The organism is Delftia sp. JD2, assembly GCF_001682645.1.
In the GTDB taxonomy this organism is placed as follows: domain Bacteria; phylum Pseudomonadota; class Gammaproteobacteria; order Burkholderiales; family Burkholderiaceae_C; genus Comamonas; species Comamonas acidovorans.
The window spans coordinates 110,029-133,856 of the sequence record NZ_LFJT01000003.1 but is presented as its reverse complement, the minus strand read 5'-3'; the positions used below and the strand labels follow the sequence as shown (position 1 = coordinate 133,856).

Sequence of the window (23,828 nt, the reverse complement as noted above, 5' to 3'; positions counted from 1 at the left end):
TTTTGTCCCGTTTGGGGCAGGGCTCCGCGTTCTATACGGAGTTCACATGAAAGCTTACGAGACCACAAAAATCGGTCATCACCGGGGCAATCCCCGTCTCTGGCTGCAGGGCCGCAAGGCCTCGCGCGCTGGGTTTCACCCTGGCAAGCGCTTCCGTGTCCGCAAGGACGAAACACGGAGCATGCTGGTGCTGGAAATTGATGCCGACGGTGAGCGCGGGGTTTCGCGCAAGATTGCTGGCGCTGGTGAGTTGCCTGTGATCGACATCAATAGCGCTGAGGACCTGGCGGTCCTGACCGGCTTCACGCGAGTGCGTGTGATTTCGCAGAAGCTGCGAATCGTCATCCTGCCCTGTGCTGTCGAGCTGGCAAAGAAAGAGCGGCTTGCGCGTTTGCGGGCAAAGATCGCAGCGGCAGCAGCCATTTCAGTCGGGTCGATCTCGCACGGTGGTGGCATCCTGGATCATGCACTGCATTCCGGAATGAAGGCCGCAGGAGTGAAGTCCCGTCTCGCCTTCGCAAACGACATCCGTCCCGAGCTGCTGGAGCACGCCAGTGCGCACAATGACGCTTGGGATGATGAGACGGTCTCGCTGGCTGCTCCTATGCAGCTGCTCGCCTTTGATGCATGGGCCATGGACCGCATCGAAAAGGTTGAGGTGCTGTGCGCTGGCATTCCCTGCAGTGGAGCTTCCCGCAGCGGTAGGGCAAAGCGCGGCGCTGGCCACGCTGAGGAGCATCCGGAAGTGGGACATCTCATCGCGCCGTTTCTTGCAATCGTCGCGAAGACACAGCCTGCTGTCGTGCTCGTCGAGAACGTGGTGCCTTATCGCACTTCGGCCTCGATGTTCATCTTGCGGCACCAGTTGCGAGACCTCGGGTACCAGGTGCACGAAGCAGTGCTTCAGGCGTCCGAGTGGAATGTCCTAGAAAACCGTGAACGCCTGTGCATGGTTGCTACTACTGAGGGGCTCGACTTTGATTTCGCATTGCTGAGCCGCCCAGTCAAGGTGGAGCGACGCATCGCCGAGATTCTTGAAACAGTAGCCCCGGCTGATGATCGCTGGTCAACCATGGCGGGCCTCTTGGCCAAGCAAGACCGCGATCGCGAGAAGGGGAACAGTTTCAAGATGCAGATCGTCACGGCGGACAGCACATCCTGCCCAACGATCACGAAAGGCTATGCAAAGGTGCGCAGCACGGATCCCAAGCTGCGCAGCAGCCACGATCCGAGCTTGCTTCGCCAGTTCACCCTGCTGGAGCACGCATTGTTGAAGGGAGTGCCGCCACATCTCATCAAGGGCTTGGGGCTGACCTTGGGCCATGAGCTGCTTGGGCAGAGCGTGTGCTACCAGCCATTCAAGGCCGTGGGAGAACTGCTCGGTATCTTCATGTTGGCCGATGCCGGCGTGCTGCCATCACCTGCTCAGTTGGCCGCCGACCAGGTCTCCAATGCCTCTTTAGTGCGCGTGCTTACCACGGCACTGCAACATGCGCCCATCGTCGAACCAGCGCAACTTTCACTTCTTGAGTGAGGGCTGCAGGTCGATGACCTAGGCATTCCCGCTTCGGCGATCCTGCTCGTGCACTTCGGTGCGCGGGCTTTCCAAAGCCTCCAGCAGGTGGCTTTGGAAAGCAAATTCATCTCCATGGCTTTCTGCCTTGGTCTGAAGCGGTAGCTGTCCGCGCCTCGTGCACATCAGCATTCGTCACGCACATCTGTGCGAACTGTTAACCCTGTGGGTGCACTAGCCCAGCGGGGTAGGGCGCCTCGATTTCTTGGTCCCCTGTCTGAGCAATTTGATCCATACGGCACGCACCCGCGATGCTACCGATCAATGCGCTTTAAACCCCGGGCGGGGCTCATCCCTGCCGGGGATGGACTCGCCCACTTCAAAGGAGAGTTCTATGACTATGCCATCAGCTAAGTTGGCTTGTACTGCAAGCGCCCAGAGGTTCGAGGAATGGAAGCGGCGGCCTGTGTATATGGCCCATTGCTTCACGGCGAACCTCGCGCGCCAGCTCTGCGGAGTCCAGCTCAAGCCTGGCGAAGGCATGGCAAGCGTAATGGGCGTCCCTGAAGCGATGGGGCTTATCACCTTTCGCGCGCTGGCGCCGTTCCGCTCCGCCGAGGCCAATGAACTTCGCAGCCGTGTTGCGGCTCTTGCGCGCCGCATGCGCCGCGAACGGCTCGTCGTCGCGTGACGCGCATGGGAAGTCCAACCTTAGATGAGGTGTACGTTCTAGCCAGCGAGAAGCGTCAACGCTTTTGGTTGCACGTTCGCGCCACATCTGTGCTGCCCAGCTTTCACCTGATACGGATCATCCGGTCCGCTGAGTCGTATTCGCCGCTGATGCGTGCTGCGGCACTTCGCAACCTGGTCTGCTCGGCGCCCATCGAGATTACTCGTGGGCGCTGCTACTCGGAGAGGCGCAGGCTTGTCCGGGCGTACTTTGGGGTGTAGTTGGTTTTAACCGAAATCGCCTTTTCAACCTGCGGGGCAGAGTTCCCGCAGGGGGCTCTGTCCGACTTTTTGGATGGAGCACAAGATGGACTTGAGGATAAGACCGCGAGATCTCCAGACGCTGCAAGACGCAGTGGTACCGGAGGACACGCCGGAACGGCGTGAAGCGTACACCTTGGGGAATTTCGCCCAGGCAAAGCGGTGCAAGAACTGGGATCTTCGATACCGCTGGGATTTGCTGCGCGCCAGTCGCCTTCGTCTCGGCGGTGGCATGTTGGCGCGGGGCGATCTCAATCTGTACGCCTATCTCAACGACAGGCACATCGATGACGCCTTGCGCAGCATCGTTCCACCTCTGAGAGTAACGGACGGTAATCGTTCGCCATATCCGGAGCAACAAGCGGGCAACGCCCGTTGAACCGAACCCTTTTGCCAAGGGCTTCACGTCTACGCGCCTCCTGAGGCGCGGCTTACCAACCCTGCTGGGGATCCTCCCCGGCAAGGGGGTGAGCCAGCGCAATCAATAAAGGAGTCTGCCTATGGCGCATTTGCTTGGACTATTGTTCCTGCTGTTCGTATTTCTGTTCCCTGCATTCGTGGCTCTGCCGATGCTAGGCGGAATGGCGCTGCGAGCATTTCTTAACTCCCGGTCTACTTGGATCGTCACCGCTCTGCTCATGCCGCACTTGGCCTCCAAGTCGCTTGACGGGATGTACGATGCAGCGATGTCTGGCAATACCTCGCTCACCCTGGTGTACTTGGCGGCGTTCGCTGCCATCGTGCTGGGTATCCGGTCGATCATGAAGCATGCGCTGCATAAGTAACTTCGCGTTAGACTTATGCAGCTGCGTACGGAGAAGGAACATCATGAATGAGTTTTTGAACGATCCTGTGGCGCTGGGTACGGTTATTTTTGCCGTACTCATCAACCTTGCTGTCATCGGCCTTAAATGGCAGATGTCATCGAACGAGGGTGCCACGTTGTGTGAAGGCAATAACGAATAGTTGGTAGGCGCAGTATGGCGCCTAGAATGAAAAGGCAGGCTACGCATCGCGTGGTCTGCCTTTTTGTCTAACGAGTGTCGGTAAAGCCTTGACGCAGCAAGCTGCCTGGAATATAAGAAGGACATGCCTGACATCCTTCACCAGATCCTCTCTGACCGCATCTTGCTCGGAACAATCGTCGTAGCCGTTCTCGTCAATCTGGGTGCGATCGGGTTGCGGTGGGAACGCGCGCGGAAGCAGGGCTAAGGCCTTCCTTGTGCCGAGGAAGCCCGTTGACGCCCGCGACAAACTAGCGAGCCCTTTCGAGCTTGTTGTTCTAAGTGCCCTTGGGGCGCTTAGAAGAACTAGTTTTTCTTTCCATCCGCCTGGTGCGATGGAGTCAAAGCGGTAGCTGGCCGCGCCTAGGGCGATTCAGCAACTTACGGTCGTGCTTGCACGGCTTTTTTCACCTCACTGGGAATCTCTTCCAGTGGGAAGACGATTCCCGAAAAGGAGTCGTATGTTTTCTAAAAACCCTTCCCCGCAGTGCGTGGGACGCGAGGCGCTCGATTACCGCGAGCCGGTGGATCCGAGTTCGCAGCGCCCACATCACAAACTTTCCATTGATATCGTGCGAAGCGCTCTGTTTGCATGCGATGAGTCATGTAATCCTGCGCAAGTCTCTTACTACCCAGACATCGAGTCCATGGCTACGCGGCAACGCGAGAGCAAGATTTGGAGCCAAGGCGAAATATTTGTCTTTTCCCGCTCGGAAGATTGTTTCCTTATTGCGAAGCAGGTTGCCCCCAGTAGTTGTGAATTCCTGGTCGTCACGCATGACGGGTGTAAAGATGTATTAACTGCGTACCGTTTTGGGCAGGAAGAGTTGGTAGCTACGCTGCAGGGCTACATCCAATAGCCTAGACATTTCTATTTTCAACCCTGCCGGGTGGCATCGCCCGCGTGGGTCGGTGTGCCTGGCTATTCAATGGAATACTCAGATGACAATACTCAACAGCAATTTTGACGCCTTCAAGCGCTGCGCTGACGGTGCACCCGAGGGAACGTACCAGCAGGCGAAAGACCTGAACGAGCTCTTTGGCGACACCTGCGCTGAACTGATGAGGAGCCTCCGCGCCATGGGGCTAAAAGCCGGCGCAACCGATCTCATCTACAAGGTCGAGGCGGGTCTCAACGACTATGTGAAGCAGTCAAACCCCGAGTGCCCAATGTTTCCCATGGCCGAGGGCTTTGGACTCTCCCTGGATGGTTCCGCCGCAGCGCGGGTGATCGCCCAGGGTGGTCGCGACCGGGAAGCGCTCGACACCTCCATCGCCAGCAAGCCGACGTACTACGCGGGCGAATGGCTCCACTTGTTCGGCCCAGGGCGCCGGGAAACGCGCTGCCGCATCGCCATAGCAGTTCGCACTGCTCGTGTCGTGGCGGCGCATGTGTGGACTGGCCTTCGATTCGAGAACATGAGCGAGTCCATGCGCACGAACATCGAGGAAAGCGTCATCGGCGTCAATGAAGCACTTCTCAGCCCTGCAGACTTTGGACTGAAGGGTTCGACTGAACTGCCCGCTTGGGCGCTGAACGCTGAGTAGAAATCGATTTCAGGCGCGTGCCTGACCAACCCCGGACGGGCTCCATCCCTCCGGGTGGGGCTCATCCATTTTCTTAAGGATGAACCATGTCAAGAACTAACCCGAGTAATCTCAATCTGTTGCAGACGACCATCGGTGGGAATCACTACCTCAAGATCAAAACTGAGCGGATCGATCAGATGGTTCTGATTCGCGAGGGCATTACCGCAGAGGCCACGTTGCGCCAAGAAGCGCAAGGCAACCGGGATCGCATTGCCAGACTCGCCAAGGAAGCTGACCTCTTCGAGAGTGCAGCGATGCAACTGGAGTCGAGTGGGGCCAAGCCAGGCGTGTCCCGGCCGAACGCAACCGTTGTGGCTGATGCTCTGGAGCGCTACCTGATCGCGGCAGCGACCTCAGTACACTGGGTCACAGCACCTGGAGTAGACGCCCGCTGGCTTCGCTCCTCAGTGGACTGGCCCGATGCCCCCGATATATCGTTCCTCGTTGACGAGGATACGTCGGAAGGCACCTTGGTGTACGTGATGCACCATATCAACAGAAGAGATCCCTCCGCGCTGCTTCGTCTTCTCACTGTGAAGTTCTTGCTCAAAGGCAAGGCTGCCTATGCGGAAGCGTCCACGATGCGTGAGTTCTTCATGAACATGGATGCGCAGAAGCTTGTCGCGGAGCAAGATGACTTCTGGCCGAAGGCTAAGTCGAGGTCGTAGGAGACAGCGATGTTTGCTTTCAACAAAGGCTAGTTGTCTCCTTGGGGTCGTAGGGCCACGGCGCGGTGCATGGCCTCTACAAGCGCGCGGGGAGTGTTGGAGTGCACCTCTACAACCTTGAGTATGAGTTGGACGCGTAAATCGCTGACAACGTCAGGCAGGGGCGATTACTCGTCTTAGCCCCCGATCGCACCGGGGTGCCAGGTACATGCACTCCACCTCCTTCTTCACCGAGCGGTGGCTGGGGATCGAGGGAATCAGCATTTCTGGGAATGTCGAGTCGAACACGCAGATTCGGTAAGGACATATGTCCATGTATAGCGGAGAACTGCAGACCGCCAAGCCGGCTGTTATGGGCTGAAGAGTCAATTTAGCATGCGTTTTCTCCTTCGGGAGAGTTTTTAACCCGCGAGGGCACTTGATGGCCTCACGGGTCCAGTGTCCTCGCTTTTCATAGGAGCGACGGATGAATCTCGAAAATATGGCTAAGCAACAAATTTTGGTCATTGGTGCTCGTGCCACACATGAATTTGTTGAAGGTCCTCAGTACTGCGCTACTAGGATATCTTTGGAATTTCTCAGACGACTCGTTCAAGTGCATCGTCTAGTAGAGGAAGCCGGGCTTTCCGAGGCGAGGTTCTATTACGAACCCGATGTTTGGGGGCCAGGAGACACAAAGGAGGAAGCTAAGCTCTCCGAGCCAGAGGTCGTGGTAGCCACTCGGTGTTTTTGGTTCAGTCAATTTGCCAAGGATGCCGACTGCAATATTGAATCGGAACTCATGGACTTCGTTTCATTGGAAAAGTTGCTCACCGAATCCGCGCCGAACGAGTTGATATTCGTTTCCGACGAACTGCGATCGCTCTACGAGGAAGACAACGGTGAATAAAGGACGAGAACTGGAGATCATAATTGACAGTGATCGCGACCTGGAGCGGCTGAGTTGTAAGCGTGTCTTCATAAGGAGAACCGAGGACGGGCGGTACCACGTCACATCCAAACTTCGGTTCTGGAAGGGAGGTGACCACTCGTTTCTGAGCAAGCTGCTGCGTCGGAGGATGCCAGGGCTTCAATCTATAGCAGGTAATTGCAGTGCTCCATCGGGGTACTTCTGGGGCAAGTAGTCCCTTTAATGCATCTGCAGACCCTTCGGGGTTCTGCAGTGCTTTCCAAAGGCCCTTATCCAAAGGATCTTTGGAAAGCAGCATTGTTTCGCCAGGTTAGTCCTGACGATCAACATTCCCAGCTCGGGGGAATCAAAGCAACCAGCAAATGCAGCCCTTCACCGGGCCTTTTAACCCATGCGGGTCATCTACCCGCAAGGGGTGCTGACCTGCTTTTCATTTGGAGGTCAGTATGATTACTCATGCAATCAGCGCACCCGCTCGTCGGATGGGCGCTTTCATCACGGCTATTGCAAAGGCCAGACAATCGGTGGCAGAGGGTGGCTCGCTGGCTTATGCGGTGGAGCAGTGCCCATTGCGTGGCCGGGTCATCAAACTGGAAACAGCCAATGGGTGGAGTCCCTATCCATTGTTCGTGGAAAGCCCGCAGTAGACGCCATGAGCAAGTTCTACATCAGGGCAAGAGAGGCGCGCGAAAACGATGTTCTCTGCTTCGGCAACCCGAAGCGAGAAATTCGTGTCGAACGTGTCTCGCACAATTCGTCAGGCCGTATAGGTATTCACGCCAATAGTGACACTTGGACTGCCTACTTCAACCCCAACGACAGGGTTCGCATTAAGGCACGCGCCTATTAACGTCTTTCTTGGAGATTTATCTATGAGCACGCAAACGGTGTTTCTAAAAATGAAGATCAACAAGGCCGACGGCGTATTCCGCAATGAGGCTTCAATGTTGGAATGGGTGAAGACTTGCTTGAACTGCAACACAAACTATGCGAGTGTCGATTTCGAGGTCGCCGGTGCAGAACGCTTTGAGGCGCTCTCGGCCATCGACTACGCGTTCGACCGAATGCATAGCCTTTTAGCTGGCGCTGGGGCACTCAACACCGCGTGTCTAGCGCAGGCGATCTACGGCCTCAAGCTTGAAATCGCGATAGCGCAGAGAGATGCTGATCTGGTCGCGGCAGCAGAGTCCAGCCTACAGGAACTTAAGCCAGCTCTTCAAGGGTTGGATTTGCGAACCTTCAAGGGCTGGTGCGCTGCGGCAGCTGCGCTGCTGGCAGACAAGCCTTCGGGCACGGCCCTGATCGATGCTCCATTCCATGGATACCTAATCCTGGTGGATGGAGTACTTCACGGCTTGGCAATGCGCGAAGACGGCGACGTGCGGTTTCCCTCAGTGAAGCAGTGTCCGCTCGACGCAAACGAGGTGGACCGTTCGATCTGGGACGACGCGCTTCAGTGCTGGGAAGCCCATGATCCACTGCTTTGCCGCAAGGCATTATTGCTGCCTGCTTTCACCTCTCTCACATTCGAGGAAATAGCAGGCGAACAACCTGAGTCATACCCCGGCGCAAGCCTGGATTGATTAGCTAAACGTTACTAACCCCATCCGGGATTCACCTCCCGGATGGGGGGTGATTCCGGATTATCACTGGAGATCACCATGAGTTCTTATCAGTATTACCCGACCGGCGCCCATACGGCAGCCCGCATGTATGCGAAGTTTAAAAGGCCAGTCAACCACCTCTGCGATCCGAGCGCTGGGAAAGGGCACCTAATCCGTCATGCCCGAGAAGGGTTTATCGGAGTTCCAGACGCAGCTCTACCGTGGCTTGCAGATATTGAAGATCGGCCGCTTGGGAGAAACGGCGCTAGAGTGTTCGACTATGCGCGTAAACGCTTCGGTGACGTTAGACAGGTATCGGCCGCAGAAATCGATGCGCGGCATCACGATAGCCTAAAGGAGTTGGATATCCAGATACTGGGTTACGACTTCATGGACGTGCAGTCGTTGGCAACGGTTACGTCTGTTCTCATGAATCCACCGTTTGCTCGGGGTGAGGCTCATGTTTTGCACGCGTGGGACGTTGTATACGATGCAGAAATTGTAGCCATTATCAACGCAGAGTCTATCCGGAATCCACGGACTCAAGAGCGCCAGCGCTTGGTCGAGTTGATTGCGGCACACGGGACAGTCGAGTTTCTGCGCGACCAGTTCATAGACGATGTTGAACGAACGACGGACGTCGAAGTAGCTCTCATTTACTTGGAGAAGACGCCTGCGCGCTACATGGATTTGGACAGGTTGCTTGGAGGGCTCACCAAGGGGGATGCCTTGAGGGGCGAGATAGAGGTTGAGGTCTGTACTGCCCTTTCCCTTCCTTCAAACTTCATTCAGGACACGTCCTACCGGTTTCGCCAAGCAGTAGCTGCAGCTCGCGCTGCAAGCGAAGCCGTGGCACTGGCAGATCACTTCGCTGAGGGCATGGGACTTACGCTCGATGAGATGCAAGCTAAGGGAGTGGGAAGTGATTTCCGCACCGAGGCTGGCAACGTTCGTGCTGCAGCCAACGCAGACTTCACGGTGCGGTACGAAAACCTTAAGAAGCGAGCCTGGGGGCAGATCCTGCGCTCTTCGCTCCTGAATGACCGACTGAGCAACCAAGCGCGAAGGAAAGTCGAGGCATCGGCGGAAAGCATCTATGCCATGGAGTTCAGTGTGGCAAACATCCACGGCTTCCTTGCGGGGGTCATTCAATCGCTGCCATCTATCTACGAGGAGATGATTGTGGATCTGTTCGATGCCATTATTGAGCGATCGTCCGACAATGTGGTGTTTTACAGGAGTTGGAAATCAAATCAGAAGCACCGTATAGGTATGCGCATTCGAAAATCGCGTTTTATCATGCCTCGCTTTCAACTTTCGTTCGGCGGAACTTTGGACTACGAGTCTGAACGGTTCTTGGCGGACGTAGACAAGGTGTGGGGATATCTGATGGGCGAGCCCCATGGGTATGATGGTCTGGTTGCTGCCATGAAGAAATCCGATCTGCGTTCAAGTGAACGAATAGCCTCGCGCTATTTCGACGTGCGCTATTACAAGGGGGTTCAAACACTCCATTTCTATCCTAAGTCCAGCGAGGTTGTGGAGAAAATCAATAAATTTGTCGGAAAGCTGCGTCAGTGGATTCCGGGGAATATGGACGAGGCAAATAGCGATTTTCAGAAGCAATACGAGGGCGGGGAGGCGCTAACGAAGGAATACATGAAGGCCTACGAGTTGAGTGCTCGCAATTCCTACGGTTATGATCGTCCCGCGATCGCGCTCCTTCGGAACCTTAAAGGAAAGGATGAAGGAGATACGCTCCAGCTTGACCGTTTGAGTGCAGCGGTTGACATGGTGCATACCCAGCGAGGCCTTCATTGCGGTCCTGCGTTGACGACATCACATCCTGTGAAATCAATTTGCATGGGGGACCGACCTCATAGTAATGAACACTCCAGGCAGGAGCAATTGCTCTTGCTTGCAGCGTAAAGCGGAACCGCCACGTGCAGGCGAAGGAGTCTTCCGACTTCTTCGCCTCCGCTGTGACTGGTGCTGACAGGCTTCCACTTCGGTGGGGGCTTTCCCAAGAGTCAACCGTTTGCTCTTCGGAAAGCGACATAATCGTGGCGTGTCTTTCTGGAGGTTATGAATTCCACTGCTGCCAATTATGGGCTGCCGCGATCATGTAAATGTATAGCTAATATTAAGTGTGTTAAAGCATTCTGTTGCTAAGCAGTCTTCTTCGAAACTTACGGTTTTGATGTTGATCAGCGGGCTCAGCAGTTCGTTGCCCCTTTCGGCCTAAGCGGTACAGTCGATGGGCAATTCGGATATGAACGACCTAAGGCAGAAAGACGTTCTATGGCCGACATAGTAGCAGGGGCTGCCCAAGAGCCGCCTGAGCAGTCCTCAAGCAAGGGCCGCTACATATTGACGATGTGGAACACGTTGAACAGCTCGCGGCCACACCCCGTAGGGCGTTTTCCCTCGAACAGCTACTTACACGGAAGCTTTTCGCCTGATTTTCGCTAAGGGTACTCTGTACTATCAGAGGCACGCCAGGGGCCAGCACGTGGAAGTATTCGTGTGCTGTCCGCCGATATGGCAACTCTCTTCACTTGGAGAAAATCATGAGTTTTCAAGCTCGCGCGCCCGTATTGCCGATTGCTCAAAAAAATTGGTTTTTGTTAGTGCTATCCATTGGACTGTGCAAGTCCTTGATTTTTGCACTGTTATCCTTCGCCGCCATAAGCTCGCATGCCGGGACTGCTTATGTCCGAAACAACGCGACAATGTCTCTAGAGCTCACCGCCCAGAATGATGGTGCCGTGTTCGGCGGGACGGGCGATGGAACGAAAATTACCCTCGCACCAGGTGCAAGTCAGACCATCAATCACGCTAAATCGAGTGATGGCTTGATGGTCCGGCATAAGTACACTATTGGTTTGGGCCAATTGTGTAGTCGATTTAGTACTACGTCCTACGCAGATGCTCAAACAAAGCCGTGTGAGGAGCGTGATGGAGCGATGCTTGGTGGATATGACTATTCGACTGGCGGAACGCCAAGTGCGAATCCAGAGTATCGTGGGTTCCAGACGCTTTACGTTATTTACGAGATCAAAGTATATAACTGTGCTGCGGCTACCGTTGCTTGGGGGCCAGGGGGTATTTGCAAGGCCTCTATTGGCGTCGGTCAGCCGAATGCGGTTGTGGCTATTTCCAACAATGCAACGGGGGTCGGCGGTGACGGGACAGCTACATGCAGGGTTCCTAATGGTTGGAGCGTGACTGGTAGTTGCATTGCCAGCATGGTGCAGCCTGCGACTATTTCCGCTACTCAAGGGACACTGGTTGGAAAAATCCAAGTCACATGGGGCGCGGTGGAAGGGGCTTCCGGGTATGAGCTTTCATATCGTCGTCAGCCGGAGGAGAATTGGACTTCTATCGTTGCAAGTACTGGCTATATCTTTGCCACCACTGACGAATCGATATTTGAGTTTCGAGTGAGAGGAACCAACGCCGCTGGTGCCGGAGACTGGAGTAATATAGCTAAAGGATTCATTATTCCACAGATAATGCCCTTGTTTGTATCGCAATCTGCGCCAGAAAACGTAAGAGCCGGGTCTACGTTCATAGTTCCACAAACTTGGAAGAATAACGGCTACACAACTTGGACAAGCGACGGCAGGTTCTATTTAGCACAAGCAACAGGTTCTGGTAATTTTGGTGATGGCAAGGCCATCTTCCCCGGAAATGTCACACAGAATTCGAGCGCCACTTCCCAAGTTTCCCTTATAGCACCTTCCGTGCCAGGTGTTTACGTCCTTTCTCGCCAGTTTTTCAAGGAGGGCATCCCGTACGGCGCCCCTTCCGCGCCTGTGAATATCCGAGTTTGGGGCGATGCAACCTGCAGTGGAATTTCTGTCAACAAGGCCTATTTGTACGACCTTAATGGGACGGTGAGCGTTCAATTTTCGGCGAACAACCAGACGACAGTAATGTCAGCAAGCGTCTGGAACGAAGCGGGTGGGGCGTTGGGGGCAAGGATCTACAATCCCACGGCAGCGGCTGGTGTCTACAAGTTTGACGTCCCTCTTTCCGACCACGGTGGGCGTATTGGTACCTATCGAGTGAAGGTTGACGTGAGTAACGTGGTTACTTCGTCTAGCTGCGAGATAACGTTTGAGTTGCGTCCGCTCGAAACGCCGATTGTTCAGCTTCAGGCGCTTATCGGCACAGGGCCTGGTAGTAACAGTTTCGTCACGGGACAAACAGATGTTGACCCGTTCGTTAAAGTCTCAGTCAATCGCACTGAAGGCTTGCCAATGGTTTTGGAGCTCGTGTTGGCCAATGGTCCCACCGAAGTTGGAGGGACTGCTGCCCTGTCTGCCGGTGCAGAGGCGGCGAACCTTAGCGTCGTGCGATGGAGGCCAGGCGCGTGGGGTACGCGTGGGTACCTGCTCCGTATAAAATACGCGGATCCTGCGGCCGCAGACCAAGGCAAGAACCTCGAAATTCCAATAGAGTTGATTCTTGCCCCTGCCAACAACACCCTCTCGCTAAGCTTCGGCTCGGGTCACCCATTAACTGCTTCCACCACAATGGGCCGAGGGGGATCGCTTCCCTACGCAAGCGGGCCTCAAGGGAGCTGGGTCTCGAAGCTCGGCGTACAGGGCGGGTCGGATTTGGACAGCTTCTTGCCGATGGGCGAATCCGGCAGCCGCCAACATGCATTGGACTACAACGTCCTCTACGGAAAGAGCCTGGTGGGCACAGCTCGTGCCGTTGCACCAGCAGGTGTTTCGTTGTTGAAGCCCATTGAGGTTACAACGATTGCGAGCGTGCCGACAATGCCGGTCAAGAACCTTCAGGCCACGGATGGCACCTTGGAGGATATGGTACGTGTTACTTGGGATGCGCCGGCGGATGGCGCAGCAGGTTTCACGTACGACGTATACCGTGACGCAGAGCTGATTCAATCCAGCAAGTCGGTAAGGGTTGTGGACGACGTGCCACCGGTGCGCGGCCAAATCTACAACTACCGCGTCGTTGCCGCCTTGAATGTGGCCAAGAGCGGTGAGGCCATTGACCCGGGCCACATGCCTGCGTGCAGGGCAGCACGCTTGGTCGGCGCGAGCTTGAACGCCGATATGAGTGCGATCAACGGCCTCATAGAACAATGGCCATGCCTGGTGAGCCTTGCTGGTACGAGCACTATCGATGCTTTGTCACCTCTGGGGCTGGAGCTCCAAGGGGCGAAGTCATACAAGGCGTTCAGCGTCCCCGTCCCGTTGAATTTGAAGGATGGTCCTCACGTACTCCACCTCGGCTTGGCAAGCGAGGGCGTTGTGCTGAACGCGAACCGGACCTATGACATGCCGTTTCAGCTGAACCGAGCTTCAATCGCGGTCAACGATCTCACCATCACCTACGATGGCTCTCCGGCGAAGGCGGGGCAGGATGCAACGTCGATTGGTCGTTTCGGTGTTCGGATGGAAGGTGGCTCGGGTATCGGGTTTGCCGAAGAAGTGAAATGATGGAGCCGTAAGGGGCCGAGGATTATTTCCTCGGCCCCTTCTTTTTTTGGGGGGTTGAGGAGCCTGTGTCGCTAGTCCGGAGGCGTTCAGCGGGCATGGGCACATCACCAAGACGACCGGGGCCTCACCTGGCCAAGGGTGAGGGAAGCCTGGTCGGAATTGGTGATTAACCTGAGGAGCTGGCACGATCTTCGCCGCAAGAAAGATTCAATTTATATTACATGACCTCGCCAACTGGCGCTAAAGACACGGCCAATCAGTGTCTGGAGGAGGGGAGTCTTATTGGTAGATGCAGCATAGGAAAGTTGATAACGCTTTCACTATTGCGCTAGTTAGTGAGTGGTGGAAGAGGGAACTCCGGCCGTTTATCCGATTCTCCGTAAGCGACGCAGGGTGCTGTTGAGGAAGGCACTGCATTTCTCAGAACCCTGTGAATCCTGAAGTTAAGTTTGGATAAGTGTTGTATTGATATTACATGACCTGTCGTATTGCCTAAATTATCCTGCTTATCAAGCCTGTTGCTCGCAGTTTTCGGTAGCTTGGGTAATAATATGGAAATTGAGGATGCTCGAAAGGTAGACTAATGTCTGAGCTATTTCAAGGATCGCTTTTCAGAGAGCCGCCGAGCGCAGAGGTCCTGCTTGATCTGTGGCTCGATCATGGTTATTCCGCTGACTCAGATCCTATTGGCCTGAAAGGCGAGCCATCGTATCGGTACTTCTGGAGTACCTGGACGAAGTATCTGAAAACTGGCAGAAATGCGGAGCTGCCAGCCCCTATAGAGTGGCAGGCCGTTACTAGTGAGGATGTCGTCGGCTTTCTGACATCTGGACCAGAAAGCCGCAAAGAAGACACTCAAGTCAGTGATATTACCCGCCGCAGATACTGGCGTTTGCTAGAGCGCATTTACGATTTCGCGCTGCAACAAGGATGGGTATCGTCCAACCCTGCAAAGGCTCTCGAAAGAATGGATACGCCGCCGAGCGAAGATCCACTTGGTGCGATCGTCACGCCGAAGGTGTGGGCGGCCCTGAACTCCATCCTGCTTGCACCTGTCGATGGAGATCCGATCAGTGCCCGAAATCGCGCGCTGCTTGTCTGCCTGACCGCGATGGCATTGACACCTATGGAAGTTCGCACGCTCACGCTGGATTCGGTCGTGTATGCCACGGAGGAGGGGACGGAGCGACCTCATCAGCTCCAGCTTGATGGCCCAGGCAAGAACCAGCGGCGCCGGGTTGTTCTACCCACGGTCGCTGTTGCGGCCCTTCAGGATTGGCTCGCCATTCGGTCCCGCGTCGCATGCAAGCCAGAAGTTGAGAGTCTCTTTTGCACGAATCGTGGGGCAAGCCGCTCTGGCGGAAAACCGGCTGGGCAGATGACACCCGTGACCCTGCTCCTGCTGGTGCGAGACCTTCTCGTCGCTGCGGCTAAGACGGCGGGTGAGCCGCTCCCCGCTCGTCTGGGTCCGCAGATCCTTCGCAACACCCGCTTGGTGATGTGGCTCAATGAAGGCGTGCCAGCCAGCCAAGTTGCGGTCTGGGCAGGGCTGAAGAACGTCAAGGGCCTCTACCACCTTCGTGAACACCTCAATCCTGAAATTCGGATTACGGTGAAAAACGTACGCGACGATGAGGACTGACTAGGTGCACTGACACAGAAGGAAGGGCCGGAGCATCCGGCCATTTTCATTGAACGGCCTGGGCTACTTGAAATTCCGGCTTTCTGTCGCCAAGCGGCCCATCAGGTGGCTCAGGTCGGCGAGCCTGTCCGCGATCAGGTTGCATACCGCGCCGTTGCGTTGCCACCGGCCTTTGACGGCCAACAGTCGAGCGCTGAGCAGGATCTCCCGTTGCGCATCCCGCACATCTGGCCAGACGATGACCTGAGTCGCGCCGTCCTCGTCCTCCAGCGACACGAAGATCGTGCCGCTGGCCGTATCCGGCTGCTGCCGCAGCGTGACGATGCCGGCCGTGCGGACGATGTGGCCGTTAGGGACGCAGCGCAATTGCGCGGAGGTTTTGAGCTTGTAGCGTTCGAGCCTGGGTCGCAGTAGCTTGAGGGGATGGCTGCGCAGGGTCAGGCCGATCGAGGTGTAGTCCCAAAGCACTTCTTCGCCTTCGCGCGCGGCCTCCAGCTCCAACTCGTCTTCATCGATTGGCGCGTCGCGCAGCAGTTGCGGCGGAGCGTACAGCGCTGCGGCTTCCCAAACCTGCCGACGCCGGTGCCCCGACAGCGAGGCCAGTGCATCAGCGGCGGCGAGCTGCTTCATTTCGTGCTGTTCAAGACCTGCGCGCCTGGCAAGTTGCTCGGCGCTATCGAACGGCGCCTGGGCCCGCTCCGCCTCGATGCGTCTCGCGCTATCCGCCCTCAGGCCCCCAATCAGGCGCAAGCCCAGGCGCACGGCGGGTCGGTGCTCGATGTCTTCCAACGTGCAATCAACCTGGCTATGCATCACGTCCACCGGGCGCACTTCGACGCCATGTCGGATGGCGTCCTGGACGAGTTGGCTGGGCGAATAGAAGCCGAGGGGAAAGCTGTTGAGCATCGCGGCGAGGAACGCTGCGGGCTCATGACGCTTGAGCCAGCATGAGGCGTAGACCAGCAGTGCAAAACTGGCCGCGTGCGACTCAGGGAAGCCATAGGCCGACATGCCCCTTATTTGCTCGAAGATGGCGTCGGCGAACGACTTTTCGTAGCCGCGCTCCGTCATACCCCGGACGAGCTTGTCGTAGTATTTTTCCACCCCGCCCTTGTTCTTCGACGCGGCGATCGCCCGGCGCAAGCCATCGGCCTCGCCGGGGGTGAAGCCCGCCGCCTGCATAGATACCTGCATAACTTGTTCCTGAAAAATCGGGATACCGAGCGTGCGTCCCAAGGCCTCCTTGAGCGCATCACTGGGATAGGTCACGGGCTCGTACCCCTGCCGGCGCTTGAGATACGGGTGCACCATACCTCCCTGGATTGGGCCTGGCCGCACGAGGGCAACCTGAACCACCAAGTCATAGAAGGTCCGGGGCTTCAGACGCGGCAGCATCGACATCTGCGCGCGGCTTTCAATCTGGAAGACCCCCACCGTGTCGGCCTTGCAGATCATGTCGTATGTGGCAGGGTCTTCGGCGGGGATGTCTTGCATGTTGAACTGAAAGCCGCGACGCTGCCCGACAAACTCCAGGCCTCGCCTGAGCGCTGAGAGCATGCCAAGCGCCAGCACATCGACCTTCAGCAGGCCTGCTGCATCGAGGTCGTCCCGGTCCCACTGGATGACCGTGCGATCGACCATCGATGCGTTTTCCACGGGGACCATGCGGGACAGCAGGCCCCTCGTCAACACGAAGCCGCCTGTGTGCTGCGATAGATGCCTTGGAAAGCCGATGAGCTGGTCGGTCAGTTCCAGCAACTGGCGCACCTGCAGGCAGTCCGCATCCATGCCCAGCTCGTCGAACCGCTCAAGCCGGACCCGCTTGCCATCGAACCACATCTGTCCCTTGGCAATCGCATCGACCGTCTCCAGGTCGAAGCCCAGCGCCTTGCCCACGTCACGGATCGCGGAGCGCGGTCGGTACGTGGCGACGGCAGCGGCCAGGGCCGCGCGGTCGCGCCCGTACTTCTCGTAAAGGTACTGGATGACTTCCTCGCGCCGTTGGTGCTCGAAGTCAATGTCAATGTCCGGTGGCTCGTTGCGTTCGCGCGAGATGAAACGTTCGAATAGAACGCTCATGCGCGCCGGATCCACTTCGGTGATACCCAGGCAATAGCAGACGACCGAGTTCGCGGCCGAGCCCCGGCCTTGGCACAGGATATGCCGCGAGCGCGCGAACAAGACAATGTCATATACAGTGAGGAAATATTGTTCATATTTCAGTTCGCAGATGAGGTCTAGCTCATGCTCAATCTGCTTTTGCACCTTGACGGGGATGCCCTGTGGCCAGCGACGGCCGGCGCCTTCATAAGTGGCCTGGCGTAGAAAGCTGGCGGCCGTGTGTCCGGGCGGCACTACCTCCTCGGGATACTGATACTTGAGCTCGTCTAGGCTGAAGCTACAGCGTGCCATGACGTTCAGCGTTTCGGCCAGCAGATCGGCAGGAAAGGTCTGGGCCAGGCGCAGGCGGCTGCGCAGATGCCGTTCGGCGCTGCGCTCCAGCGCGTAGCCGCATTCAGTGAGCGGCTTCCCGATGCGGGTCGCCGTCAACACATCCTGCAGCGGCTTGCGCGAGCGCACATGCATATGCACGTCGCCCACGGCGACCAGCGGCAGCGCGGTCAGGGAGGAAAGTTCACGCATGCGGTGGAGCCAAAGTTCGTCGTCCATGCGGCGTACCAGATCCACGCCGATCCAAGCGCGCCCCAGAAAGTGCTTCAAGGCCCAGCGGCCCATGGCTTCCAGCTTGGTGTCGGTGCAAGAGCGATCAGGGCAGAGCAGCGCCAGGCAGTGCTGGAGCTCGCCATGCTTGAGCCCAGCTGTGTCTAGGTGGTATTCGCCTTTGGCCGAGGCGCGCCGCAGCCGGGTGATGAATTGGCAAAGGTTTCCGTATCCTTCGAGGTTCTGCGCCAGGACGACCAGCGTGAACGTCCCGTCTCGCTCTGTGCGCGGCTGCACCGCGAAATGCGCCCCGACGAGCAGCGGCAGACCGGCGTTCTTGGCGGCAACGTGTGCGCGCACGATCCCTGCCATGCTGCATTCATCGGCAATGGCCAGCGCTGCGTAGCCAAGTTCCTGCGCGCGCTCCACGAGTTCATCGGCCTCGCTGGCGCCTTTCAAGAAGGTGAAGTTCGTCATGCAACGAAGCTCTGCATACGAAGGAAGCGAGGATGGCACGAAGGACATGGAGAAAGATCAGCCGTAGTGGCCATGGAGGAACCAGGCCGTTTTGTCGCCCGCCAAGCGGGCTTGGAACACACACAGCACTCCCGCATATGGGCTGATCGCCAACCAGTAATCGCGCTGCACGTTCAGAGCGGTCTCCTCCCCCTGCGCATTGATCCGGTGCCACCAGCCGCCCTCAATTCGATCTGGCCCCAGCAGCAGCTGCAGCGTGCCTTGATAAACCGGTCGGTTCTCCCGCTCCAGCAGCTGCAGCGGCTTGTCCAGAATCCAACTCGGCAAGGGCAGGTGGGCCCCTTCAGCGCTAGGGGCGCGCGTGCGCCCCGCCGACTGCACCCAGGTCTGGATCCATTCCAGTCGGTGGTCTTCGCGAAGAATCGGCCGCCGCACACAGTCTTCTCCCAGGCGAGCCTGGATGCGTTCCAGCGTGAGGGCCATGGACGCACCCTTGCGTCTCGTGTCCGGGATGAGCGCGCGGCTCTCCTCAACGAGCGGCTCCGCCTCGGCAACGCGCAACTCCAACTCGCCTGCAGGTGCCTCCAGTTCGACCTTCGCCAGATGCTCGGCCAGCAGCCGCACCAAGTGCTCAACGTCTTGCGTGGCCGTGGCAGTTCGTACCGTCAATTCACCGCTCGAATTGGTGCTTTTGCCACGCATCACGTCATAGCACCAGCGCACCGTGAACGCCGTGGTCCCCAACCGTCGAGCTCGCAGCCATCCAACCATCTGCAACAGCAGTCTGCGGGCACCGAATAGCAGTGCAGGACCCGTTTCCACCCGCGACATCAATTCGAGGCGTGCATGAAAACTCTCGGGAAGCGTGAGCCAGTCATAGCTTTCAGGCCGCAGACCATACGCCTCGTCCAGTGCAGACAACAAAGACTTGTCGAAGCGCCTGCCGATCCCGCCACGCGGTAGCGCACGTACTTGCCCGAGGGTGCGGCACCCGACTCTGGCCAGCGTAGGTTGATGGCGAGCTACGGCGGTGATAGTGTCTAGTGGCAACCTGTCGAGCACCTGTTGCAGCGGCATGCTGAACCCGTCGCCGACGCCATGCTTGGCCAACGCCAGCGCTGCCAGACCAGTCGGTGCCCACGCAACGCGAGCCCCCAGTTCGCATGCCCCTTGCTCAATGCGCTCGCGCAGCATATCCATGCCATGGAACAAGCGAGCACTGGCCTCAACTTCCACCAGCACCGAGGCTTCAACCAACGCCACGCGCGGCGAGAATTGAAGGGCCCAGATGCCTAGCGAGTGTTGATCAATTTGCGACTCGGACGCCGTCGAACTGAGCGGGACTAAAGCGGCCCAGTACATGGGTCACCTCCGAGCAAGGGATATGCGCGGGCTGCGCAAGATTGCGCAACCTTGGCGGGATCACGATCCCCAAGTTGCTGGGCATCGCGTCAAGATGCAGCATGTCTTCGAGCGGAGCGCCCCGGCGCTTGATTATTTGCACGTCGATTTGCCAGCCCATGCCGGGCTTGACGGAGAGCCGCAGCGGCGCGGCCGACGTGTCGCGCACAGCCGTTTCCGGACGAAACAAAAACACGGGGGCATCGCAGCTATGTGCATTCAATTGCAGACGCCGGATCTGTTCGGGCCGCGCCTGGGGAAGCCAGGCCAGCACAGCGCCCACCGGCTCGGATTTGATCAGTTGCTCCGTGACCCAAAGCCGGTCTGCCGGCCCCTTCGCGTCGATCCAGACCAACTGCTCTGGCCTTACGCCTAGCTGTGCCAAGCCCATGGCATGGGGCTGCTTCGGGGGTGCGACAAGATAGAGACAGCTGCCTTTCTCTGCCAAGAGCGATGCGAGGGAGGGGCCCAGTAGCCGCCACTCGCACACAGCTGCCTGAGGCATAAGAACGTCAGAAAGGCAGGCGGTTGGCCACCCCTGGCCTGGAAGCGCCGCGTCCAGCGCCGGATGGCCGGACGGTATGGTGCGCCCTGCAGCAGCACCTAACTCCGAGCCACGCCATACCGCCTCGGCAACATGGGTGGGCAACTGCCACCGGTCGAAGGCCGCAGGGCAGCGGGTAGGGTTGATAGGTTCGTGGAGCATGGCAATAGCTGTATTTGCATACAGTATAGAGGCCCTGCTTCTCCGCTGCCTAGGGTCGAAACGGGTGTCCCAGCTGCGCTTCCGAATCGGGAGCGGGCCAGGCAGTTCCAGCAGCGCCCTGCGGACTTTGCGACCCAAGCCGTGGCAGTCCGCCTCAATCTTGAGTCTGCGTAGGGGACATGGCCCGGGTCTCGCATCGTCGCCCAACCACGCATCAGGAACAGGGATGACCTCACACAGAAGGCCGGACGGCGTTGACGGCGGCAGCGCGAGCCTGCATGTCGGCCTTCACGTAGATCGCGGTCGTATTGATGGAGCTATGCCCCAGCAGTGACTGCGCGACCGTAAGATCTTTTCCCGTGGCCTTGAGCACGTGGTGTGCAAATGTGTGCCTAAGCCAATGCGTAGAGGCCCGCTTGAAGGTGGTGCGTTTCTCGCTAGGCAACTCACCAGCCACTTCGGAGCATTTAAGGAAGAACTGTTTGAGGAGTGAATAAATGGCAGCAGCTGATAGGCCTCCGGCATGACTCTTCGAGTTATTCTGGTCTGCCTTTTCTTCAGCCTTTATTTGCGGATGGGAGCCATCCTCCCTAGTGAGAACCATTTGAAACCTATGGTCCTTTGCCACAACCAGTTGACGGCCATCATTCTCTGAGTCAGTTTCATTTTCTTTGATCGCCTTCATCTTTTTACGTGACTCTATCCATCGTTCATCCAGCAAGCCAATTAAAGGCATATCATTTTCTTTGTCTGGCTTGGGGATGACTCCACGGGCCTGCAATGCGAGCCTATCTTCCTTATGAGCAAGGAGTGCTGCGTAGGTATCTACATTAATAGGCACGTTTCTTACACGCAAGCCTTTTCCTTCAACTTTAAGGCCCCATTGCTCGGTATCACGACCGTCGATGCGCAAGCGGCTCAGATGACCCCAGGTGGCATTTGCCAGTTCCTCGCGCCGCAGACCAGCTGACTCCAGTATCCGAATGATCGCCGCAAGCCGTCGCTTGGCATACCCATCCTTCATCTCAGAAAAAGTCTGCCCGATGATTTCGAGCTCCTGCTCGCTGAACGAGCGCATCACGTCCATCTTGGCGTCCTTGCGCTTGGAGCCAACGATGCCGTCTGCGGGATCCGAGGTGAGGTAGCCGCTCGTGTGCCACCGCCTGAACATGGAGCCAATCGCGACAAAGGTGACTTCAAGGCTCGTATCGGACAACGGGCCTCGCAGAGGGCGCCAGTCCTCGGCTTTGCCTGTGCGGGGCGCATTGCGGTCCTGGACCCATTGCGGGGGCGGGTCCGACAGGAAGTCCTTGAACGCCAGCAGATCGTGTAGCGTCATGGAGGACAAGCTGACAAACCGAACGTGCACGGCCCACAGCACCAAGCGCTCAATAGCCCTGCGATAGGCCACCTGCGTCGCCGCCGACTTCTGGAGGATGAGCTGGAACCAGGCGGTAACGGCCTCCATGTCGTTGCTGGCATCCAAGCTGTTCGGTGCATGCGTTCTCAGCATGCCGTCCTGGCCGCGCAGATGCTCGGGCCAATTCAGCTGGGACAGTGGAGCCAGCTGGGGCCGTGGCTCATCAGCTGGATCTTGCTGGGGCACCAAGGCACGCTGCTTGAGGCCCTGGGCCGCACAGATGTTCCACCTGGCCATCCACAGCCCGATATCCTCGGCGCGCCGGACGCCGAAGCCTGGGACGTAGCCGTACCACTGATCGCCGCGAAGGGCCATCCAATCGACCAGATTGCCGAGAGTGAGCACGCCCGCCTCATTGAGCGCCTGGCGCTGCTGGGGGTTGATCCTCAACCACTGCTCGACGCGATCATCCCGGCTCGGGCGCCTGCCCAGCTGGCTATCCAACCAGTCGATGGCCGTTAGTAGGCGCTCCGTGCGCTCAGTCGCTGACAGGGCGGAAGCGGCCTTTGTACCCTCTGAACCTCGCTGGGAAGGGTCTTGGCCAGACGCCTCCAGCGGTTGCCCTGCTGGCGCTGCCGCAGCGCTCGGCTCGTCGGGATACTCCGCCTCGTACATTTCTATGAGATCCGCCTCGGAGTACATATCCTCAGGGAACCGCGATGCAAACTCTTCGAGCGATGGTCTTTCGGGAGCGTCGGGCGCTGCGGTGCTTTGGACCACGAGCGGCGCCGACTCAGAGAGCATCGATGCTGCAGCGCCGACAACGTCGGCCTGTAGGGCTAGCAGCTCTCGAACCATTCCCCGAGCCGCAGCAGCGTCCGTGAGCCTCTTTGCGCCGGCTTCAATTCTGGCCAAGATCAGGCCGAAGTTTTCGATCAACTTGGCGCGTTCTGGAACGCGGCTGGTCCACAGGAGGTACTGCCGCGAAGCGATGCCGACATCGATGCCCTGGGCCACCGCTCGAAGCACCGCAAATTCGTCTGCCGTGATGTGCGTGTTGGCCGCGCGGGTTTTGGCCCCGGGCGGGCGGCCGCGCCGGCGAGCTGTGCGAGCGGCGACCGGTGATTCGAGCACCTGGTCGTTCTCATCGACGGCGGCAGTGCCAAAGCCCACTTCGGCGTGGATGTCGTTCTGTTGTGGGTCACTCGTCATGGCAGCGGGGTGAAATGGATCGTTGACAGCAGCGACGCCTTGAACACCTTGGCCAAGGCCTGCAGCCGGAGCGGCCGGAACCCCACAAACTGAAGCAGGGCATCGCCACCCAATTTTAGCCACTTCGTTTTCATTGTGTTAAGTATCATTAACATGATGAAAAAATTAAATGTATTCTGGTAGCCTGAGCGAGCAACGCTGTATGAAATCACAGGCATGGGCTGCTGGCGCTGCTGCTGCGTGCGGAACGCCACTACACATTAGTTTTTCCGCCACTGATCTTTAGTTTTTTCGGGGCGCAACCGCGCTGGCCAGGGTGAAGCGCGGCTCGCAAGCGCATCCAGAATTTGCTGGGAACGGTCGAGTTGGATCACCAGGCGGCTGTCCGGCCCGAGTAGGTCCCATCGCACATAGGCCACCCGAGTCCTTGGGGCTGAGCAGGCCCACCTTGAGCCACCTGTGTAGGTTGGCTGCGCTCGGTAGAGCGCGAACGAGGAGCGAAGCCTCGGACGTCGGGTTCGGGTGCTCCCGCACTGGCGCACCGTTCACCTGCAGTGGCACGCCGAAGGTGCGGCAAAAAGCCTGAGCGGGATTACCGGGATGTCGTGTGGGC

General features: G+C 57.8%; 18 protein-coding genes. 13 read left to right on the top strand and 5 right to left on the bottom strand.

Translation table 11 applies throughout. The annotated features are described in order from the left end of the window. The first annotated feature begins 46 nt into the window (after positions 1-46). From ACM14_RS02775 to ACM14_RS31280, 13 genes are all read left to right on the top strand, one after another. Complete coding sequence (locus ACM14_RS02775; RefSeq protein ID WP_084027265.1) at positions 47-1,534, top strand: DNA cytosine methyltransferase; 1,488 nt, start codon at positions 47-49, stop codon at positions 1,532-1,534. Between the two features lie 373 nt (positions 1,535-1,907). After that, positions 1,908-2,204, top strand: coding sequence for a hypothetical protein (locus ACM14_RS02770; protein ID WP_065345234.1), 297 nt, complete (start codon positions 1,908-1,910; stop codon positions 2,202-2,204). Between the two features lie 345 nt (positions 2,205-2,549). Further along, complete coding sequence (locus tag ACM14_RS02765) at positions 2,550-2,882, top strand: hypothetical protein (protein ID WP_065345233.1); 333 nt, start codon at positions 2,550-2,552, stop codon at positions 2,880-2,882. A gap of 121 nt (positions 2,883-3,003) precedes the next feature. Further along, positions 3,004-3,288 carry a hypothetical protein gene (locus ACM14_RS02760; RefSeq protein ID WP_065345232.1) on the top strand — a complete coding sequence of 95 codons (285 nt, stop codon included), beginning with the start codon at positions 3,004-3,006 and terminating at the stop codon, positions 3,286-3,288. 43 nt (positions 3,289-3,331) lie between these two features. Then, complete coding sequence (locus ACM14_RS31985; RefSeq protein ID WP_167368409.1) at positions 3,332-3,469, top strand: hypothetical protein; 138 nt, start codon at positions 3,332-3,334, stop codon at positions 3,467-3,469. Between the two features lie 980 nt (positions 3,470-4,449). Beyond that, positions 4,450-5,055: a hypothetical protein gene (locus ACM14_RS02755; RefSeq protein ID WP_065345231.1), complete on the top strand. Its 606-nt coding sequence runs from the start codon at positions 4,450-4,452 to the stop codon at positions 5,053-5,055. 86 nt (positions 5,056-5,141) lie between these two features. Next, complete coding sequence (locus ACM14_RS02750) at positions 5,142-5,765, top strand: hypothetical protein (RefSeq protein WP_139093343.1); 624 nt, start codon at positions 5,142-5,144, stop codon at positions 5,763-5,765. A 466-nt stretch (positions 5,766-6,231) separates the two neighbouring features. Further along, complete coding sequence (locus ACM14_RS31295) at positions 6,232-6,654, top strand: hypothetical protein (RefSeq protein WP_139093342.1); 423 nt, start codon at positions 6,232-6,234, stop codon at positions 6,652-6,654. A 673-nt stretch (positions 6,655-7,327) separates the two neighbouring features. Further along, the gene (locus tag ACM14_RS31290; protein WP_139093341.1) at positions 7,328-7,525 is read left to right on the top strand and encodes a hypothetical protein; all 198 of its coding nucleotides are present in this window, start codon (positions 7,328-7,330) and stop codon (positions 7,523-7,525) included. Positions 7,526-7,547: 22 nt separating this feature from the next. Next, positions 7,548-8,258, top strand: a complete 711-nt coding sequence (locus tag ACM14_RS02745) for a hypothetical protein (RefSeq protein ID WP_065345229.1) — start codon at positions 7,548-7,550, stop codon at positions 8,256-8,258. A gap of 78 nt (positions 8,259-8,336) precedes the next feature. Beyond that, entirely contained in the window at positions 8,337-10,208 is a 1,872-nt protein-coding gene (locus ACM14_RS02740) for a DUF4942 domain-containing protein (protein ID WP_175403228.1), read from the top strand. Positions 10,209-10,849: 641 nt separating this feature from the next. Continuing rightward, on the top strand, positions 10,850-13,756 hold the full coding sequence (locus tag ACM14_RS31285) for a hypothetical protein (RefSeq protein WP_139093340.1): 2,907 nt from the start codon (positions 10,850-10,852) through the stop codon (positions 13,754-13,756). Positions 13,757-14,339: 583 nt separating this feature from the next. Beyond that, complete coding sequence (locus ACM14_RS31280; protein WP_139093339.1) at positions 14,340-15,398, top strand: hypothetical protein; 1,059 nt, start codon at positions 14,340-14,342, stop codon at positions 15,396-15,398. A gap of 63 nt (positions 15,399-15,461) precedes the next feature. Here the strand turns inward: ACM14_RS31280 and ACM14_RS02725 are convergent, their stop codons facing one another. The 5 genes from ACM14_RS02725 to ACM14_RS02705 all read right to left on the bottom strand — a co-directional run bounded on the left by ACM14_RS02725 (position 15,462) and on the right by ACM14_RS02705 (position 23,469). Continuing rightward, the gene (locus ACM14_RS02725; protein ID WP_065345225.1) at positions 15,462-18,584 is read right to left on the bottom strand and encodes an error-prone DNA polymerase; all 3,123 of its coding nucleotides are present in this window, start codon (positions 18,582-18,584) and stop codon (positions 15,462-15,464) included. 9 nt (positions 18,585-18,593) lie between these two features. Continuing rightward, on the bottom strand, positions 18,594-19,898 hold the full coding sequence (locus ACM14_RS02720; RefSeq protein ID WP_065345224.1) for a DNA polymerase Y family protein: 1,305 nt from the start codon (positions 19,896-19,898) through the stop codon (positions 18,594-18,596). Then, positions 19,843-20,643, bottom strand: coding sequence for a translesion DNA synthesis-associated protein ImuA (imuA, locus tag ACM14_RS31275; RefSeq protein ID WP_065345223.1), 801 nt, complete (start codon positions 20,641-20,643; stop codon positions 19,843-19,845). The genes ACM14_RS02720 and imuA overlap by 56 nt, the downstream gene beginning before the upstream one ends. A 232-nt stretch (positions 20,644-20,875) precedes the next feature. Then, positions 20,876-23,215: a tyrosine-type recombinase/integrase gene (locus ACM14_RS32350; protein ID WP_065345222.1), complete on the bottom strand. Its 2,340-nt coding sequence runs from the start codon at positions 23,213-23,215 to the stop codon at positions 20,876-20,878. Further along, a complete protein-coding gene (locus ACM14_RS02705; RefSeq protein ID WP_065345221.1) occupies positions 23,212-23,469 on the bottom strand; it encodes a hypothetical protein in 258 nt (85 codons plus the stop codon). Before ACM14_RS02705 ends, ACM14_RS32350 begins: the two co-directional genes overlap by 4 nt. Between the last annotated feature and the right edge of the window lie 359 nt (positions 23,470-23,828).